This is a genomic window from Vibrio sp. R11-SG3-ISO9 (assembly GCF_059834255.1).
Genome location: NZ_JCBDGU010000009.1, coordinates 317,442 through 335,888 on the forward strand (window position 1 = coordinate 317,442; position 18,447 = coordinate 335,888).

Genomic DNA, 18,447 nt, shown 5'->3' on the forward strand with positions numbered 1-18,447 from the left:
TTTGTGCACTATACTGTGGTCAGACCACAAGGATAAATAACAGAAGTGATGTCTGCCATGTACCCACATTTATTAGAACCTCTAGATCTTGGATTTACTCAGTTACGAAATCGTGTATTGATGGGATCAATGCATACAGGCCTTGAAGAAAATAAAGAAGGGCTGCACAAGTTGGCTGCGTTTTACGAAGAGCGAGCGCGAGGCGGCGTCGGTCTTATTGTAACGGGCGGCTTTTCTCCAAATTTGCGTGGCAGACTGCATCCCTTCAGTGCTGAATTCAGCAAAGTAAAACATGCGAAGGCACACCAAGTCGTCACGCAAGCCGTACACAAACACGGCGGTAAAATTGCCCTGCAACTTTTGCATGCCGGCCGTTACGCAATGCACCCATTCGCGCAAAGTGCATCAGGCATTAAGGCGCCTATTGCTAAGTTTGCACCGAGTGAAATGAGCCCTCGTCAAATCAAGAAGACGATCAATGCCTTTGCTAACAGCGCTGAGCTCGCTCAAGTAGCGGGATACGATGGCATTGAAATCATGGGCTCTGAAGGCTACTTGATTAACCAATTTATCTGTAAGCGCACTAATATGCGTTATGACGAATGGGGTGGCTCGTACGAAAAACGTATGCGTTTCCCGCTTGAGATTGTGAAATCGATTCGTGAAGCCGTTGGTAAAGATTTCATCATTATCTTCCGTCTATCTATGCTGGATCTGGTCGAGCAAGGCAGTACCTTCGAAGATGTTGTTCTATTGGCTCAAAAGCTTGAAGAAGCGGGCGTTACCATCATTAACACTGGTATCGGCTGGCACGAAGCTCGTGTTCCAACCATCGCGACTCAAGTACCACGCGGCGCTTTCTCTTGGGTAACAGAAAAAGTGAAGCCTTATGTCTCTATCCCAGTAGTGACATGTAACCGAATCAACACGCCTGAAGAAGCAGAGCGTATTCTAAGTTCTGGGCAAGCGGATATGGTGTCGATGGCGCGACCATTCTTAGCTGACCCAGACTTTGTTAATAAGGCAGCCCAAGACCAAGCGCAGTTCATTAACACCTGTATTGGCTGTAACCAAGCGTGTTTGGATAATGTGTTTAAGGGCAAACGAGCAAGTTGTTTGGTAAACCCAAGAGCCTGTTACGAGACAGAAATTGTCGTTCAACCAGCAGAAGCGAGTAAATCTATTGCCGTTGTAGGTGCTGGCCCGGCTGGTTTGGCGTGTGCGACGACATTAGCACAGCGCGGTCACAAAGTTGATTTGATAGAGAAGAATGACCGTATCGGTGGTCAATTCAGGTTAGCGATGCAGATCCCAGGCAAAGAAGAGTTCAGAGAGACGATTCGTTACTTTGCCAACCAAGTTGATGCGTCTGGCGTGAACCTTAAACTCGATACTGAAGCGACTTTTGAGATGCTCCTTAAGTACGATGAAGTCGTAATGGCGGCAGGTGTTGAGCCGAGAAAGCTGAACTTAGAAGGTATTGACCAAGAGAAAGTGGTCGACTACCAAACCTTGATTCGCGATAAGACACCAGTAGGCGAAAAGGTTGCAATCGTTGGTGCTGGTGGTATTGGTGTGGATGTCGCCACTATGCTGACTGAACCTGCCTCACATAGCTTGGATGATTGGCTACATGAGTGGGGTATTGATAAGAACATGGAGCACCCTGGTGGCTTGTTCCCATACCCAGATGCAATGAGTGATAAAACCGTTTGGGTTATGCAGCGTAAAGCGGGCAGAGTGGGTAAAGGTCCGGGTAAGACCACGGGTTGGATTCATAAGCGTACCCTTGAGAAGCGTGGCGTAAACCTAATGGGCGGCGTAAGCTACGAGAAGATTGACGACCAAGGCCTACATATCACCGTCAATAAAGAACCGAAAGTGTTGGATGCGGATTCAGTTGTGATCTGTGCGGGCCAAGTGTCTGTGCGACCGTTTGAAGATATGTGGCAAGAGTTTGGCGGCAAACTACACGTAATCGGTGGTGCGGACTACGCGGGTGAGCTGGATGCAGTTCGAGCGATTCGTCAGGGGGTAGAGCTAGCTACCAAGCTTTAAAGCTATATCCGAGCACAAATAGTGTGAAAATTCATCAAAGCCCTTAGAGAATCTCTGAGGGCTTTTTTGTTACAGATGTTGCGACTTATTATCGTTTGTAATCTATGCTACAGTTCAAAGATACAAATAAGAAAATAGTAAGGACTTCAAATGGATGCTTTGGATCTATTGCTCAATAGACGCTCTATCGCCAAGCTATCTGAGCCAGCCCCTGAAGGTGTTGCCCTAGAGAACATTATTAAAGCGGGATTGCGTGCCCCTGACCATGCTGCTTTAACCCCTTGGCGCTTTGTGATCGCACAAGGTGAAGGGCTACAGAAACTCTCTGATATTCTGGTTCGTGCAGCAGAAGCGGATAACAGTGAAGACGCTGTTGTAGAGAAAGTGAAAAAAGCGCCTTTTCGTGCACCTATGGTGATTACCGTTATCGCAAAAGTGACTGAGCACGAAAAAGTACCGGCGTTAGAGCAGCACCTGTCTGCAGGTTGTGCCGCTCAAGCTATGCAAATGGCGGCTGTCGCGCAGGGTTTCCAAGGCTTTTGGCGCTCAGGTAAGTGGATGTTCCACCCTGAGGTACATCAAGCATTTGGGCTCGAAGGCGAAGATGAAATTGTCGGCTTCTTGTACCTAGGGACACCAGGCTGTACGCCAATGAAAGTGCCAGAGCGTAATCTATCTCAGTTTGTCGAGTTCCTATAAATACTCACTTACTGTATAAAAAAACAGTTTGTCTTGATTTATTAGAGCCACATTAGATAATGTGGCTCTAATTGTTTGTTGTCTTTGGAAAATCATGTCTCGCTTAATCATCGCTGAAAAACCTAGCTTAGGTCGTGCTATTGCCGCTGCTTTGCCTAACCCACAAAAAAAGGGGGAAGGATTCATACAGTGCGGAAATGGCGATGTAGTGACGTGGTGTATTGGTCATCTTTTAGAGCAAGTCGAGCCCGATGCTTATGAAGAGCGATATAAGAAGTGGAACTTAGTCGACCTACCTATCGTGCCTGAACAGTGGCAACTCAGACCAAGAAAGAGCTCCAGTAAACAGCTAACTGTCATCCGTAAACTACTCAAAGATGCCAAACAGATTGTGCATGCAGGAGACCCTGATAGAGAAGGGCAACTGTTGGTGGATGAGGTTATCGACTATTGTAAAGTCTCCAAAACTCGCAAAGAGTCGATTCAGAGACTGCTAATCAGCGACCTAAACTTACCGGCTGTTAAGCGTGCGCTAGGACAGATGCGCAGCAACAAAGAGTTTATCCCTCTGTCTGTGTCTGCTTTGGCGCGCTCAAGAGCTGACTGGCTCTATGGTATGAATATGACTCGTGCCTATACCCTGCTCGGACAAAAGGCGGGATACCAAGGCGTGTTGTCGGTCGGACGAGTACAGACACCGGTGCTTGGATTGGTTGTGAGACGCGATGAAGAGATCGAAAACTTTATCCCCAAAGACTATTTCACACTGCATGCTTTGATTCCCTATCAAAATGGTAGTGAAAGCTTCGATATTCGGGCTCGCTGGAAGCCTAGCGAAGCGTGCAAACCTTGGCAGGACGAAGAGGGGCGAGTTCTTAATCGCAAACTGGTGGAGAACGTCGCCAGTCGGATTCAGAATCAACCCGCTAAAGTGGTGGAGTCCGAGCAGAAGCAGACCAAACAAGCGGCTCCGCTCCCATACTCGCTCTCTGCGTTGCAAATCGATGCTGCGAAACGTTTTGGCATGAGCGCGCAACAAGTGTTGGATACCTGTCAGTCTCTGTATGAAAAGCACAAGCTAATCACGTACCCGCGTTCAGATAGCCGTTACTTGCCAAAAGATCACTACTCACAAAGGCAGTCTGTTGTTGATGCTATCGCCAACAATGCCAAAGAGCTTGAGCAAGGTGCTCAGGGGGCTGATTTGTCACTGCGTTCTAAAGCTTGGAATGACAGTAAGGTTGATGCGCACCACGCGATTATTCCAACCCCGAAAAAGTCTTCAGTGAACGGCCTTTCTGGTAATGAAATGAAGATCTACCAGCAGATTGCTCGACAATATTTAATGCAGTTCTACCCACACGCCGTCTATGCAGAGGCTAAGCTGGTATTTGATATCGCTGGAGGCGTGTTTATCGCTAAAGGCCGACAGCTGGTGTCCCCAGGCTGGAAAGTACTGATGGGCAAAACGGACTCGGTTGATAAGAATGATGGTGCTGATACGGTACCGCCGTTACCTGAAGGAACTGTATTGACTTGTCGCGAGGGCGTGATAGGGGATAAGAAAACAGAGCCACCAAAACACTTTACTGAAGCAACGCTTCTACAGGCGATGACAGGCATTGCACGTTTTGTTGCCAATAAAGAGCTGAAATCGATTTTGAAAGAGACTGATGGGTTAGGTACCGAAGCAACCCGTGCAGGCATCCTTGATACGCTATTCAAAAGGCAGTTGTTGACGCGTCAGGGTAAGAGCATTCATAGCAGCCCTGCGGGACGAGGCTTGATTCATGCTCTCCCTGAAGATTCGACCTTCCCAGATATGACCGCACACTGGGAACACCAACTGCAAGGGATGGCGGAACGGAATCAAGCTTACCAGCCTTTCATGTCTGATCTTGAAAATAAAATATCTGGGCTTATGCATCAGGTGAAAACATCTGAAGTACCAGAATCGCTGCGCCATCTGCCTAAAGTTGAAAGGCCGGCTTATAAAAAACGTAAGGCTGGTGGGCGTAAGAAGTTTACCAAGAAGCGAGCATCGAGCTAGCGTCCGACTTTGCGGCCGCAGCGCCCAAAAAGGGCTTTCCAATAGTCTACGTGCTCACGGATGGAGACTCTGAATGCTTGATGAGTTTCTGCTAACGGAAAAGTGTAAGAGTGCAACTGCGGTTGGGCTTCGAACAATGAAAGGTGTGGGGTTAGTTGTTGGTAGTAACCATCTAATTGGGCCATATAGGGCTGAACCAGTCCAATAAACTGTTGCTCGAAGACATTATTGAGGTGGCGAAATTTGGTGGTATCGCGCTGCTTTCCACAGATGATTTTGTGATCGTACGTTTTGAGTTGTTGGGTTATCTGATTTAACTCGAACGTAGCAGCACTCAAAGAGTAGTGAAGATCGCCAAGTACGGCTTGTTTTTCAAGTGTCTCTTGTACTTCGGTTACCGACCCTAAGGTGAGTCTTGTATTGAAGGATTGGTCAAGATAGCCCAAAGCGTCACTGACACGTTGAACTTTTAGGCCAACATCTTCGCTAAGCCATTGGCTACCACGCAATTGAGATTGCATTGCGTCACTGGCGTAGAGAAGGTTCCATCGGTGCTGTGCGAGTTGGTCACGTTTTTGTTGATCAATTTTGAGAAGCTGCTGATGAACGTCAGACGAGATGCCTTGATGATTCAAGCACTCGGACAATCCGTTGAGAAACGCAACTTGGTAGTCAAAGTTGCGAAACTGGTCAGCGACTTTACCAAGAACAGAATTACGCTCCGCAATCAAATTGAACAGCCCACACTCTCTGAGTTGATAGCTATCTAAAAGCCCCATCGAAATCGGCTCAATGTTGATATTCAGCTCCCGCTTTCTTGGTAGTGCTTCAAACTCCCACTCTTCTGAGATTCGTTCTTCATCTTGAACCCGAGCGACGCGACTGTGGTACTCATCAAATAAGTCGCCTTGCTTATCCCAACACCCACCGAGAAGCAGGCATACAGCGCCTAGAAGAGCTGATTTATAGTGGGTTGAAGGGAGTCTCATCTTAGCACCTAGATCTGTCTACCAAGCGATAGCAGAGCCATCGTAGTTAAGGAAGTGACCACTTGAATCAAGATCGCTTTGCTCGATAACTTGAATGAGTCCTTTTGCCGAAGTATCGGTATCGATAAGCGCATTTGGTCCGCCCATCTCAGTTTGTACCCAACCTGGGTGCAACGCCAACACAGTAAAGCCTTGAGAGGTCAGGTCGTTGCTTAAGCTTTTCACAACTGAGTTAAGAGCCGCTTTGGAAGAGCGATAAATGTAGCCACCTCCAGAGGTGTTCTCTGTCATACTGCCTACTCTAGAAGAGAGACAAGCTATTTTCTTGACTGCACTTTGCGAAAGATTTGGCAGCATGGCTTCAACGAGTTTGAGAGGGGCTATGCTGTTAACCTCAAAAACGCGACGCCATTCGTCAACATCGGTATTGCCCAAACCGTAGCCTTTAGGTCCATAGTAACCAGCATTGTTAATCAATATATCGATGTGGCTGATTTGGTCTGCAAGTGCTGACACTGCAGGGTAATCTGTTACATCAAGTGGGACGTAGGTGAGTTGTTGGTATTGCTCATTCATAGCAACCAATGATGCCGCTGTTTTTTGGTCGCGATAGGTCGCGTAAACCGTGTGTCCTAACTCTAAATATTGTTTCGTTAGGCTGAGTCCGATACCGCGATTTGCGCCAGTAATGAAGATGGTGCTCATGAGAAGTCCTTGTAGAGAGATTAAATTAAGTTTGATGGCTTCCCAGCAGAAAATCAACGACCCACCAACTAGTTAGCAACATAGTCACGAATATCATTACTGCAACTAGAGAGCCGCAGATCACTCCACTGAATAACATTAAGTTTTTCAAAATGGTGCCTCCATTTAAATAAATGATAACTATTATCATTTATTGCGGTTGTCGCCAAGACTCAGGCTGTTATGATCTTGAGACTCCGTCAAAATGAAGCGTTTTATGATCCCGTTAATCTATCATCCCATATACTCGCAGCTCCCTTTACCAGAAGGGCACCGTTATCCAATTAACAAATATCGACTTCTCTATCAGGCTGTCGAGGCCAAACGAGCAGAATCCTCTAATTGGCATCAAGCGTTTGAGTTGTTTGAACCGCACCCCGTATCAATAGAGCAGGTGAAACACGTTCATAGTGCAGAGTATGTTGATTTGCTCACCAGCGGTCAGCTAGCTGCACCCAAGATGCGTCGTATAGGTTTTCCTTGGAGTGAGCAGCTTATTGAGCGGACGCTTTGCTCTGCTGGTGGAACGGCTCTAGCTGCTGAAATGGCGATTGAACATGGTATCGCCATTCATTTGAGTGGTGGTTACCATCACGCTCACCATGATTTTGGCAGTGGCTTTTGTCTGTTTAACGATCTGGTCGTGGCGGCGAAGCATGCGCTGACTTTTGAACACATAGAAACAGTTTTAATTGTCGACAGCGATGTCCATCATGGCGATGGTACTGCAACTCTGTGTCAGAATGAGCCAGATATTGCGACGCTCTCTTTTCATTGCGACAAGAACTTCCCAGCGCGCAAGCCGTCATCTGATTTTGATGTCCCTCTATCTCGAGAAACCGAAGACGCAGAATTTTTATCAAGCTTCGAGCAAGTGACACAAATGGCTTTGATGCACTATCAGCCAGATTTGATTATCTACGATGCGGGTGTTGATATTCATGTAGATGACGAGCTTGGGTACCTTAACGTATCGACTGACGGGATCTATCAACGCGATTGCTTGATGTTTGAAATGGCGAAAAGTAATGATATTCCTATCGCGTGTGTCGTTGGGGGAGGATATCGTTCACAGCATCAAGATTTAGTGCCGATTCACATGCAGCTGTTGAACGCGGCATATAAGGTCATGAGTTAAGTTTGACGACGACAGAAATGAAAAAAGCCGCTGATTTCTCAGCGGCTTTTTCGAATGTGGTGGAGGGATAGGGATTTGAACCCTAGAACCGCTATTAACGGTTGCCGGTTTTCAAGACCGGTGCTTTCGACCACTCAGCCATCCCTCCGATGGCGTGCATAATATAAAGCATGCTGATGCTTGTAAACCCCTACAAAGAGCGTTTGCTTTCTTTATGACCGCTTTAACTGGTTTTTTTATTTGAGTGCTGAAAACTTGATCAAATGAGTGCGTTGGTTTGAAGATTTGCGAGTGAATATTTTTACCGCGAGCTTATTGAGTCTAGAAGTTTAGGGAAAGGGGCGTAAATATGAGTGAAGATAACTTTAGAGTTCAGAAACGAAAAAAGCCGCTGATTTCTCAGCGGCTTTTAGAATGTGGTGGAGAGATAGGGATTTGAACCCTAGAACCGCTATTAACGGTTGCCGGTTTTCAAGACCGGTGCTTTCGACCACTCAGCCATCTCTCCAGTGCGGTGAATAATATAAGGCATCCTTGGGCTTGTAAACCCTTAATTTTCATTATTTTGTTTGAATGCTCGTTTTATAAACATTAATGATAATAAAAAAGGAAGCTCACGCTTCCTTTTTTAGTTAAACCTATATTTCACTGAGTTTTAGTCGTTCTTAGTATAGAAACGTTGCAGCTCAGTCAGACCTTGCATCAAGACAGGTAAGCGCGGACTCACGTCTTTCAAACGCTTGTAATCTTTGTCGTAAAGCTTGTAGTTACCAAACTTGTCGATAACCGTTGTCTGTTGTGTTGTAACCAGCGCAAGTTCACGAGAATCACCGGCTAAGATCCACTTACGCTTACTCTCGTCGAATAGGTTACGGCCACTGCTAAAATCGTTCGGGTTAGAAGAAACGCCCAATAAATCTTGAAGCAAAGTGACAGATAGATCTAAATGACTAGAACGGTGAGTGTACTCAGACGCCGTTTTACCTGGCCAATGCATAAACATAGGCACTTGCAGTTGGTAACGGCTGTAGTTTGAGTTTGCACCCCAGCTGTTTGTTTTGGTCTCGTTAAACTCAGTACCGTGGTTTGAAGTGATGATCACAACGGTATTCTCCGTCAGTGACAACTCTTCAAGTGTTTGATAAATCGTTTGTAGTTCAGTATCTGCCGCCATCGCTGATTTTTGGTAGTCGGCGGTGAAGCGCTCAACAGCACTGCGAGTTTCATTGCTGTCATTTTGGTAGTTGGTGAAATTATCCAGCGTTGTAAGCTCGATAAAGCTAAACCAAGGTGCTCCAGCCTCTGGAGATTGTACCCATTCAGACCAAGCATTAATGGCACTCTGGTCATCGTAAGTCGCTGCACTCTCTTCTACATTTCTGCCTCGGAAGATGATTTCAGAGAACATTGCATCTTCGAAGTGATCGCCACTGAAGGCAGCGATGCTGTAGTTGTGGTGTTCTAGAACATCGAGTAATACCGCGTTCGAACCTTGTGATTTAATGCTGCTTGAGTAGCTGCTTGGCAGCCCATAGAACAGACCGAAAATGCCATACATATCATTACTAGAGCTGTAATGATTGGTGAAGTTAATTCCTTCTTTGGCATACGCAAAGCTGTTTGGCATTACGTCGCTGTTCAGAGCATCAGCGCGCAGGTTATTTACGCTAACTAACAGAATATTAAGGTCAGCACTACGGCGGTTATATTGAATCTCTTCCAGTGGATAACTAACAAGATCAACGTTGTCAGCATTCGCTTCGCGTCGCTCTAAGTACTCTTCACGGTCAAGTAAGCCGTGTTTCTCCATGAAGCTTTTCGCTGTCATAGGGTAAGAGAGCGGGAAGTTCGCCTTTTGACTGGTAATTGGGTTATAGAAGTACGCATCTGCCCAGATGTAGGTGAGATGGCTACTAATAAAACTTAAGAAAAACACAGCGGCGATAGGTCGGCCGACATGTTTGTGTGAAAGCTTGCGCTGTTTGCGCCATACCCACTCAGAAAGACCGAGCTGGAGCATGAAGATCAGCGGCATAACGATGAATAGATGCTGCAAGTCTGAACTGAACGCAGTCTCTTCTTCGCTAAATAGTACCTCCCAAACGACAGGCGTCAGGTGGAGGTTAATGCTTTGATAGGTTTGAGTATCTATTAATAGAACAGTTAATCCGATTGTTGCGAAGCAAACGGCAACAAGTCGGAGTAACTTTCTTGACGGTAATATAAAGGTGAGTGGGAACAACACCAATAGGTAGAGAGCAAATACCAAAAAGCCAAAGTGGCCAACCCAAGAAACGGCCAGATAGAACTGTCCTAATAGAGTTTCGGGCCAAGCTGATTGAGTGATATAACGAGTACCGATCAACATCGCAGCAATGATGTTGAAAAATGCAAACCAGTGACCCCAACCAACTAGTCGAGATACACGATCGCTATATGAGTTTGCGCTGTCTACCATTTATTATTCTTTTATCCGTCAGTCTATCTTAGTGAGACTTCTTTTCGTCAAGCGAAGAGATTAATGCCTCGGCAAATTTTTCAGCAATTCCTTTGCGTTGTGAAGCAGCAACGTTCTGATTTAAGACATTGGTTGCGATATTTCCGGCGATCATCAGTGAAAGTTCTGGTGAAGCTTTGTGCTTAGACAGTACAGCACCTACTTCAGCTAGGATGTTTTCAACTTGTTCATCTGTGTATTTAGATATAATCGGCATAAGGACTCTAATAATGATAGTAAAAGCGGCTTATGATAACCTACAATTCACGACAACTGAAACCTGAACGATAATATTTTCACTATGAGCCTTCATCTTTCCAACGTAATTTTACACCAGCTGAGCAAGAACGATCAGGATGAACTGATTGTTAACTTCCGTGCTGAGTCTCTCGATAACGATGCTTCATCTGAAAGCTTAGTGGCTGAACTGCATCGCGTTTTTAACTCAAAACCTGGCAAAGGGTTTGGTGCATTTAAGTCCGACAGCGAATTTCAACAGTGGTTGCATGAACTTCGTAAAGGCGAGACAAATTTCTACGATTTCTCACAAAAAAGTGCTCAACGTCTGAAAGAAGAGCTTTCAAAATACCCGTTTGCTGATGAAGGTACGTTGGTTTTAGCAGAATATCAGTCGCTGGCGACAGATTACCTATTCATCGGTCTGCTGCCATCAAACCAAAGCCTTAAAGTTACTGAAGGCCTTGATATCAGCGCAACAGACTACCTAGATATCTCGAAAATGGACATTGCGGCTCGTCTTGACCTATCGACATACGAAACGGATAAAGAGTCGAATCGTTACCTTGCATACATTAAAGGTCGTGTTGGGCGTAAAGTGGCAGACTTCTTCCTAGACTTTTTGCAAGCTGAAGTAGGTTTGGATGCAAAGCAACAAAACCAAGTACTGATGCAAGCAGTAGAAGACTTTGTTTCCGACTCTAAGCTCGAGAAGGAAGAAGCGATCAGCTACAAGAAGCAGGTAGCCGATTACTGCAACGAACAGTTGAAAGCGGGTGATGAAGTTCAGGTTCGTGAGCTTTCTGGAGAGCTTCCTCCAAGCACAGACGGTACCAGCTTTTTAGATTACACCAGCGAACAGGGTTATGAGCTTGAAGAGAGTTTCCCTGCAGATCGCGCGACAATGCGTAAACTGACTAAGTTTGTTGGCGCCGGTGGCGGCTTGAACGTGAGTTTTGACAGCCTGCTGCTTGGCGAGCGTATTTTTTACGATCCGGAAACAGACACACTGACGATCAAAGGTACACCACCAAACTTACGTGATCAGTTGACTAGAAATAAGTCATAGAGTTAAGTTAACAATGAGTGGTAGCAGGACGCTGCTACTCATACTTGTTTGGGGTTATGTTGCCCTAATCGATATCTGTCTCGTCGAATCATTGGATCACAACAAGGAATGTCGATGGAATTATCTGTGACCCCACAACCCACGATTAAGCGTTCAACGAAAATCATCGCTTTGGTTTTAATTGTCTGGCTTATTCCTACCTTGATGTTACTCAACCTCAGTCGTGCTTATAACCAGTCATTAGAACAGATTGAAGAACTCGGAATTCGTGTAACTGAGCTGAGGCAGTCCCTCTACTTTTCAGAGCCGCTTCGTGTCTCAAGGATTAACGATATGGCACTCGATGCCCAACTCGTTTATTCGCTAAGACTGCAAGTTGAATCTGATTACAAAAATGCTTGGATTCGCCCAGACGTGAATCAACTGCTCTATGTCGTTGACCAGTTTCTAGAGAAATTTAACGAATTTATACCGATAGAGAGTCAAGTTCAGTATCTGGTCGATGATATAAAGGCATTGCGCGGCGATCCAAATACGTCAGAGCAAATGCTGCCACTGCTGAACCAATTTGGTACCGTGGTTTTCCAAGCTATGTACTCTGAAAACCATACTTCTTCATCGATTTATCGCGCTTTCGATGCGATTTTAGAACAGTCCTATCAGTTAGAGGAAGATGAACAAGATGCGCTGCAACAACTGCTCGCGGATGCATCGTCATTGCTAGGAAATTACGCTCAGCTCAATTATTTGGTTGATAGAATCAAGAAGAACTCAGTCAACGAGCAGATCATCGCTCTAGAAAACCAATACCACTCTGGCCAGTTTTACATGCTGACGGCGTTGGCTGTTTTGAGTGCGCTTGCTTTTTGTTGCCTGGCTTTCGCTCGGCTCAAACCGCACGCATCAGCTGTAAGTGATTATGAGCAGCCTCTGCGTCCAGGCTGCCAGTCGGAAGATAACCAATCCCCAGATACTTCAGAATCACTAGAATCCAAAGATCATTTAGAAAGTAACTCGATCTCCGTTGAGAATCAGAACACGCCAGCGACTGAAAAACCTATTTTTGAAGCTCCGTCGAGTAGTATGAACTCTGGTGACTTGGATGCGTCCACTTCCAATAACTCGCCATCTTCTTTGGCTGCGGATTCAGCCGTTGTAGATATGGATAACGTGGTTCCACTGCAACAGAAAGAAGAGAGCACGGCATCCGTTGATTTGGACGACAAGCCCGTGATTGATATTGATGAGATGCTTGAAACTCTAGATGGCGATCATGAGTCGGTGGTTTTGCTACTGAACGTGTTTGTAGAAGATCATGCCAATGACTTCAATAAGTTCATGGAGCTTAAAACTGACGATGAAGTGACGGCTGCTCGCGTTGTACACAGCTTAAAAGGTGTCGCAGGGAGTATTAAAGCATCAAGGCTTGCTGCCATTTCGACTAGTGTTGAAGCTAAGATGAAGCAGTCCAAGCCAATAGAAGATAGCGATCTACAAGAACTGGAATTAGCTATCGGCGCGACTGTCGAAGCAGCGAGAGACCATTTAGCAAAACACGGATAAACCAACCTGTATAAAAAAGAGCAACGACACTAGGTGTGGTTGCTCTTTTTTCTATTTGAGTACTATAGAGATTTAAGCTTGCTGCTTGTTTAACTCTAGCGCTCCTTCAGCTTCAACTGCAGGTGCTGTAGGTTCACATTTATCAACGAACCAACCCATGTAAGAGGTTACGATGGTTACGATGATACAGATAAAGCTCAGCCACATGAACGGAGCATAAGACAGGGTCGCAACGCCCAGAATACTCGCCATGTAGATACCGTTATCACTCCAAGGCACCATACCTGATGTAAGGGTGCCGCCAAACTCAGCGTTACGTGATAGGTTCTTGCGTTGGTAACCTAGGCGGTCGTAGTTCTTCGCACAGATTTTTGGAGTAAGAATTAAAGATACGTACATTGCAGAGCCAAATACGTTACCCATGAAAGCAGTACCAATCGTGCTGGTGGCTAGCGAGCCTGCGCTGTTTACGCGGCGCTCGAACACTTTTGCGATTGTCTCAAGTACGCCCACCTTATCAAGCAAACCACCAAAGCCTAAACCAAACACAATGACGGCTACTGAACCAAGCATTGAAGACATGCCACCGCGGTTCAATATTGAATCAATAAATTCAACACCAGAAGAGATAGAGAACGGAGCCCAAGCCGTGTTAAACGCCGTTAGGAAATCGATCTCTTGAATCATCACTGCCCAGATAATACCAAGTAGAGAACCAAAACTAATTACTGGGAATGAAGGCATGCGGAACGCAAGCAGGCCTAATACGATTAGAACGGGAACGAAAGAGTAAGGGGTAATGTAAAACTGTACTTCCATCGCTTTGATGACCGATTCAACCTGGCTCATGTCTACGTTACCTGCGTAGTGGAAGCCAAACGCTGTAAACATAATACCTGTGATGATGTAACTGATCAGAGCAACTGGCAGCATACCTTTAATATGCTCGACCACTTCTACGTTAGACATTGAGGAAGCAAGGATTACTGAATCAGACAGTGGAGACATCTTGTCACCAAAGTAACAGCCTGAAAGTACTGCACCTGCTGTAATTGGAGCAGGAACACCTAGACCTTGACCAATACCCATCATCGCGATACCTGCAGTACCCGCAGCGCCCCACGAAGTGCCAGTTGCGAGTGCAGTTAATGAACAGATGATCATTGTTGCTAGCAGGAAGATCGATGGGTGAATCGCTTTCAAACCGTAGTAGATAATGGTCGGAACAATACCGCCAGAGATCCATGTTCCAACCAAAGCACCTACCGCTAAAAGTATTAAAACAGCACCTAAGCCATTGGAGATCCCATTGAGTGCTGCTTTTTCTAAGTCTTTGTATTGATGGCCTAGTCGAATACCTAAAACCATGATGATAAACCAACCGATGTACAGCGCGAGTTGGATAGGAAGATCAAGCTTCGCTGTAAAAGAAAACGCGAGGGACAAAAATAGCCCTAGCGAAATGAAAACCTGCATCAAGTTCGGTAGGCGAGTTTTACTCTGCTGCATAAAAGCCTCTTATTATTTCGAGCATTATAGTGCTTCGTTATAGTGTGGGGTACGAATTGGACACTACATTAATTGGATGATTATATCGAAAAATAAGCTAATAGTTGTGATATTTAACTGTTTGTAGTCTTATTTTTAGTATCAAAACCTAAATATTTGTTAAATTAATGATTTGATAATGTTGATTTTTGTTGCACGTTGTTTTCGCCTTGTGAATGATTATTTTGTTTATTGGCGATGTTTTAGTTATAAGTGCTGATTGGAATTTGTTCGCATTGGTTTTGATTTGAGCTGAATGGCAGTTTGAAAGCCTTCAAAAGGAGATTTGGCGTGTGTTTTCTGTACTTTAGTTAAGTTAAGCCAAGATCAGATAACTCGCAGATTTATCCCGTTCACTGAAAAGAAACGAAAAAGTTACACTTTTTGACAAAAAGCGCTTGAGTTCTGTTACTGAAAAACTTATAGATGGAGGAAAGCAATTTAATTTTTATACATGGAGAGTTCGAGATGAGAGTAGGTCTAGTTGGTTGGCGCGGTATGGTTGGTTCTGTACTGATGCAACGTATGGTTGAAGAGCGTGATTTCGACCTGATTGAACCTGTTTATTACAGTACATCTCAAATCGGCATCCCAGCCCCTGTTCTAGGTGGCAAAGATGCGGGTTTACTGCAAGACGCATTCGACATTGAAAGCCTAAAACAGCTGGACGCGGTTATTACTTGTCAGGGTGGCGATTACACATCAAAGGTATATCCAGCGCTGCGCCAAGCGGGTTGGAAAGGCTACTGGATTGATGCGGCTTCAACTCTGCGTATGGATGCTGACTCTATCATCACTCTTGATCCTGTTAACTTGGCTCAAATCCAACAAGGTATTCATGGTGGCACCAACACGTTTGTTGGCGGTAACTGTACTGTGAGCCTGATGCTTATGGCTCTAGGCGGCCTGTATGAAAAAGGTATGGTTGAGTGGATGAGCGCAATGACGTACCAAGCCGCTTCGGGCGCAGGTGCGAAGAACATGCGTGAGCTTATCTCACAAATGGGTGTGATCAACGACAGTGTAAGCTCTGAACTTGCTAACCCAGCAAGCTCTATTCTTGATATCGATAAGAAGGTTGCGGACACTATTCGTTCAGAATCTTTCCCTACAGACCAATTCGGTGCGCCTCTTGCTGGCTCGCTAATCCCATGGATCGATGTGAAGCGTGAAAACGGTCAGAGTAAAGAAGAGTGGAAAGCGGGCGTTGAAGCGAACAAGATCTTAGGCCTAGATGGTCAACCGATTCCAATCGACGGTACTTGTGTACGTATCGGTGCGATGCGTTGTCACGCTCAAGCGCTGACTATCAAGCTTAAGCAAGACGTTCCAATGGATGAAATCGAAGAGATCATCGCAACGCACAATGATTGGGTTAAAGTGATCCCTAACGACCGTGACATCACAGCTCAAGAGCTAACGCCGGCGAAAGTAACGGGTACTATGTCTGTACCTGTAGGTCGTCTACGTAAGATGTCTATGGGTAACGACTTCCTAAACGCATTCACAGTAGGTGACCAACTGCTATGGGGTGCAGCAGAGCCTCTTCGTCGTACTCTACGCATCATCCTTGCTGAGAAGGCGTAATAGAACGAGTTTTCTGATTTGAGGCGAGGTGGGCGTTGTCCTTTTTAAACTCGCCGCTTAATGAGAGTCTAAAGCCGATGTTTATACATCGGCTTTTTTGATCGCCGGAGGCCAGTTTATCTAAGGCTCAACCTGTTTAGATATTAAAACTTGTCCTTCACACTAAAAAGAACAAAGATCTCCAACTCGTTCTTTTCTCACTCTTGAGGATGACGAGAGATTACCTCCAAACCTACGTCATTCCCGATAGCGACGAAGGAGCGTAGTCGGGAATCTCGTTATCCGGCTCTCGAAACTGCTCTTAAATCCCTTCGCATCTCGCCACCCGAATCCCGTACCTGCTCCTAAATCTTTTCTCATCTCGCTACCCGAATCTCGCATCTGCTCCTAAATCTTTTCGCATCTCGACACTCGAATCTCACATCCGCTCCTATTCAATCCTCAACCACAACTCGCTTATCAGGATCAGCCAACTCGCTACCACAATGTTTACAGTGGAGGGCATCTGAATCGTGGCCTGAGCGATTGCAGTTTGGACACTTCACTAACTCTTTATGTGCGTTCATTTCATTGCTCAGTTCAGCGGTAATAATGCCTGTTGGTACTGCCAGAATTGAATAACCCAATAGCATGGTTAGTGACGCAATAGCTTTGCCGAGTACCGTCTGTGGAACGATATCGCCGTATCCGACTGTTGTGATAGTTACAATTGCCCAGTAGATGCTTTGTGGAATGCTGGTGAAGCCATTATCCGGCCCTTCGATAACAAAGATCAGAGAGCCAAAAATGGTTACCAAGATACCCACCGTACTAAAGAAGATCAGAATCTTACGCCTTGCGTGCAGTAGCGAACGTAAAAGGATGTTGGAGTCTTGAAGATAGCGCACCAACTTTAGGATGCGGAAAATACGCATCACACGAAGCAGCCTGATCACGCCCATAAACGATGCTCCCGGGAAGAGTATCGCTAGATAGGTTGGCAAAATCGCAAGCAGGTCGACCACACCATAGAAGCTGGTGGCATAGGATTTAGGTTTTGGTGAGCAATACAGCCTTAATAGATACTCAATCGTAAACAGTGCCGTAAAGGTGTACTCAATATAGCGTAGCTCTTGTGACCACGCCGTCATAACATTCGGCAGTGACTCGAGAATCAGGACCACTAAAGACGCAATAATGGCAACGATCAGCGAGATATCAAAGATACGCCCCGCTCGGGTATGTGTACCAAAAATGATGACATAGAGATGATGCTTAAGAGAGTGTCGAGGCATGGTTGTAAAATTGTGCTTATTGTAATGACTTGGTAAACATCATACTCGGTTGAAATAAATGAGGCGAGTGAAAGCCTGTGCTTTACTCGCCTCGATATCTTTTTTTAGCGTCGGTTGAACGTTTTCTTAATTACGCTAAACCAGGGAATAGGTTACGAAGACCGTTGGCAATGAACTCGATACCTAGTGCACCAAGAATCAGACCCATGATACGGGTGATCACGTTGATGCCTGTTTGGCCTAGGAAGCGCACAATTACTGGCGCTGAGCGGAACAGTAACCATGAGCACGTAGCAAACGCGACAATACTAATGCCGATACCTACAGTGTCGATTGCGGCTGGGTAGCGAGAGCCATAAACAATGGTTGAACTGATCGCACCTGGACCTGCCATTAGTGGCATCGCCAAAGGCACTACACCGATTTGCTCACGGCTTACGTATTCTGACTTCTCTTGTTTGTTCTGCTTATCCTCACCTAATTTACCGCTCATCATTGAAAACGCGATGCTAAGAAGCAGTAAACCACCGGCTACTCGGAACGAGTCCAAAGAGATGCTGAACATGTCTAATAGCATTTGTCCTGCGACTAACGACACAATCAATATAACCGCTACAGCGACGTTAGCCTGTAATGCAGTTCGATTCCTCTCTTCAGGCGGCATATGGGCCGTGAGAGAAACGAATACAGGCATGATACCAATAGGGTTTACAGCAGCGACAAGCCCAAGGAAGAATTGCAGAAATATTGCGAGTTCTAAACCTTGCATGAGAGCGATCTCCAGTTAGCGTTAATAGTAAAGTGACTTTGATCTGACCTATATCAGAGTGCGTAATGTAAGGGACAAATTCAAAGAGCGCGAATGAAAAAAACTAACCTGAAAAGGGGGCTGTTTTTTAGAAAAACTAATTGAGTGATAGATGTGTAATTTGAATGTTGCGGGATGTTGTTTGGTGTTTCATGTTGTAACCTGATTTGATCTAAATGTTATCTC

At 45.5% G+C, this 18,447-nt stretch carries 14 protein-coding genes and 2 tRNA genes; 7 read left to right on the plus strand and 9 right to left on the minus strand.

Translation table 11 applies throughout. The annotated features are described in order from the left end of the window. Positions 1-48 precede the first annotated feature (48 nt). From AC6R05_RS04025 to AC6R05_RS04035, 3 genes are all read left to right on the plus strand, one after another. Positions 49-2,058 (plus strand): NADPH-dependent 2,4-dienoyl-CoA reductase, encoded by a 2,010-nt coding sequence (locus AC6R05_RS04025; protein WP_191907557.1) that lies wholly within the window; start codon positions 49-51, stop codon positions 2,056-2,058. Between the two features lie 150 nt (positions 2,059-2,208). Further along, positions 2,209-2,757, plus strand: coding sequence for an NAD(P)H nitroreductase (locus AC6R05_RS04030; RefSeq protein ID WP_032551966.1), 549 nt, complete (start codon positions 2,209-2,211; stop codon positions 2,755-2,757). A 94-nt stretch (positions 2,758-2,851) separates the two neighbouring features. Then, entirely contained in the window at positions 2,852-4,807 is a 1,956-nt protein-coding gene (locus AC6R05_RS04035) for a DNA topoisomerase III (protein ID WP_500646635.1), read from the plus strand. On the opposite strand, the gene AC6R05_RS04040 is transcribed toward AC6R05_RS04035, so the two are convergent. Further along, a complete protein-coding gene (locus tag AC6R05_RS04040; RefSeq protein ID WP_500646636.1) occupies positions 4,804-5,796 on the minus strand; it encodes a DUF3080 domain-containing protein in 993 nt (330 codons plus the stop codon). The genes AC6R05_RS04035 and AC6R05_RS04040 overlap by 4 nt on opposite strands. 18 nt (positions 5,797-5,814) lie before the next feature. Then, entirely contained in the window at positions 5,815-6,501 is a 687-nt protein-coding gene (locus tag AC6R05_RS04045; protein ID WP_500646637.1) for an SDR family oxidoreductase, read from the minus strand. 256 nt (positions 6,502-6,757) lie between these two features. On the opposite strand from AC6R05_RS04045, the gene AC6R05_RS04050 reads away from it, so the two are divergent. Continuing rightward, positions 6,758-7,678: a histone deacetylase family protein gene (locus AC6R05_RS04050; RefSeq protein WP_500646638.1), complete on the plus strand. Its 921-nt coding sequence runs from the start codon at positions 6,758-6,760 to the stop codon at positions 7,676-7,678. Between the two features lie 57 nt (positions 7,679-7,735). Here AC6R05_RS04050 and AC6R05_RS04055 read toward each other — a convergent pair. From AC6R05_RS04055 to AC6R05_RS04070, 4 genes are all read right to left on the minus strand, one after another. Further along, positions 7,736-7,826: transfer RNA gene (locus AC6R05_RS04055), tRNA-Ser, on the minus strand. Between the two features lie 269 nt (positions 7,827-8,095). After that, a tRNA-Ser gene (locus AC6R05_RS04060) sits at positions 8,096-8,186 on the minus strand. 147 nt (positions 8,187-8,333) lie between these two features. Next, positions 8,334-10,136: a DUF3413 domain-containing protein gene (locus AC6R05_RS04065; RefSeq protein ID WP_150893884.1), complete on the minus strand. Its 1,803-nt coding sequence runs from the start codon at positions 10,134-10,136 to the stop codon at positions 8,334-8,336. 28 nt (positions 10,137-10,164) lie between these two features. Beyond that, positions 10,165-10,392, minus strand: coding sequence for a YejL family protein (locus tag AC6R05_RS04070; protein WP_032551972.1), 228 nt, complete (start codon positions 10,390-10,392; stop codon positions 10,165-10,167). A gap of 84 nt (positions 10,393-10,476) precedes the next feature. Here AC6R05_RS04070 and yejK point away from each other — a divergent pair, with 84 nt between their 5' ends. Together yejK and AC6R05_RS04080 are read left to right on the plus strand one after the other, a co-directional pair. Then, the gene (yejK, locus tag AC6R05_RS04075) at positions 10,477-11,481 is read left to right on the plus strand and encodes a nucleoid-associated protein YejK (protein ID WP_150869014.1); all 1,005 of its coding nucleotides are present in this window, start codon (positions 10,477-10,479) and stop codon (positions 11,479-11,481) included. 114 nt (positions 11,482-11,595) lie between these two features. Next, positions 11,596-13,044, plus strand: coding sequence for an Hpt domain-containing protein (locus tag AC6R05_RS04080; protein ID WP_500646639.1), 1,449 nt, complete (start codon positions 11,596-11,598; stop codon positions 13,042-13,044). Positions 13,045-13,116: 72 nt separating this feature from the next. On the opposite strand, the gene nhaC is transcribed toward AC6R05_RS04080, so the two are convergent. Beyond that, positions 13,117-14,553, minus strand: coding sequence for a Na+/H+ antiporter NhaC (gene nhaC / locus AC6R05_RS04085; protein ID WP_500646640.1), 1,437 nt, complete (start codon positions 14,551-14,553; stop codon positions 13,117-13,119). Positions 14,554-15,060: 507 nt separating this feature from the next. Between nhaC and asd the strand changes: the two genes are divergently transcribed. After that, entirely contained in the window at positions 15,061-16,179 is a 1,119-nt protein-coding gene (gene asd / locus AC6R05_RS04090; RefSeq protein ID WP_285402422.1) for an aspartate-semialdehyde dehydrogenase, read from the plus strand. 434 nt (positions 16,180-16,613) lie between these two features. Here asd and AC6R05_RS04095 read toward each other — a convergent pair whose 3' ends face one another. Beyond that, positions 16,614-17,453: an ion transporter gene (locus tag AC6R05_RS04095; protein ID WP_150893890.1), complete on the minus strand. Its 840-nt coding sequence runs from the start codon at positions 17,451-17,453 to the stop codon at positions 16,614-16,616. Between the two features lie 130 nt (positions 17,454-17,583). Next, a complete protein-coding gene (locus AC6R05_RS04100) occupies positions 17,584-18,222 on the minus strand; it encodes a YchE family NAAT transporter (protein WP_032551978.1) in 639 nt (212 codons plus the stop codon). Positions 18,223-18,447 lie beyond the last annotated feature (225 nt).

Coding starts and splice junctions, on each gene's coding strand:
- AC6R05_RS04095 (WP_150893890.1), bottom strand. CDS start 17,453: ATGCCTCGACACTCTCTTAAGCATCATCTCTATGTCATCATTTTTGGT.
- AC6R05_RS04100 (WP_032551978.1), bottom strand. CDS start 18,222: ATGCAAGGTTTAGAACTCGCAATATTTCTGCAATTCTTCCTTGGGCTT.
- AC6R05_RS04080 (WP_500646639.1), top strand. CDS start 11,596: ATGGAATTATCTGTGACCCCACAACCCACGATTAAGCGTTCAACGAAA.
- AC6R05_RS04040 (WP_500646636.1), bottom strand. CDS start 5,796: ATGAGACTCCCTTCAACCCACTATAAATCAGCTCTTCTAGGCGCTGTA.
- asd (WP_285402422.1), top strand. CDS start 15,061: ATGAGAGTAGGTCTAGTTGGTTGGCGCGGTATGGTTGGTTCTGTACTG.
- yejK (WP_150869014.1), top strand. CDS start 10,477: ATGAGCCTTCATCTTTCCAACGTAATTTTACACCAGCTGAGCAAGAAC.
- nhaC (WP_500646640.1), bottom strand. CDS start 14,553: ATGCAGCAGAGTAAAACTCGCCTACCGAACTTGATGCAGGTTTTCATT.
- AC6R05_RS04070 (WP_032551972.1), bottom strand. CDS start 10,392: ATGCCGATTATATCTAAATACACAGATGAACAAGTTGAAAACATCCTA.
- AC6R05_RS04035 (WP_500646635.1), top strand. CDS start 2,852: ATGTCTCGCTTAATCATCGCTGAAAAACCTAGCTTAGGTCGTGCTATT.
- AC6R05_RS04025 (WP_191907557.1), top strand. CDS start 49: ATGTCTGCCATGTACCCACATTTATTAGAACCTCTAGATCTTGGATTT.
- AC6R05_RS04050 (WP_500646638.1), top strand. CDS start 6,758: ATGATCCCGTTAATCTATCATCCCATATACTCGCAGCTCCCTTTACCA.
- AC6R05_RS04030 (WP_032551966.1), top strand. CDS start 2,209: ATGGATGCTTTGGATCTATTGCTCAATAGACGCTCTATCGCCAAGCTA.
- AC6R05_RS04045 (WP_500646637.1), bottom strand. CDS start 6,501: ATGAGCACCATCTTCATTACTGGCGCAAATCGCGGTATCGGACTCAGC.
- AC6R05_RS04065 (WP_150893884.1), bottom strand. CDS start 10,136: ATGGTAGACAGCGCAAACTCATATAGCGATCGTGTATCTCGACTAGTT.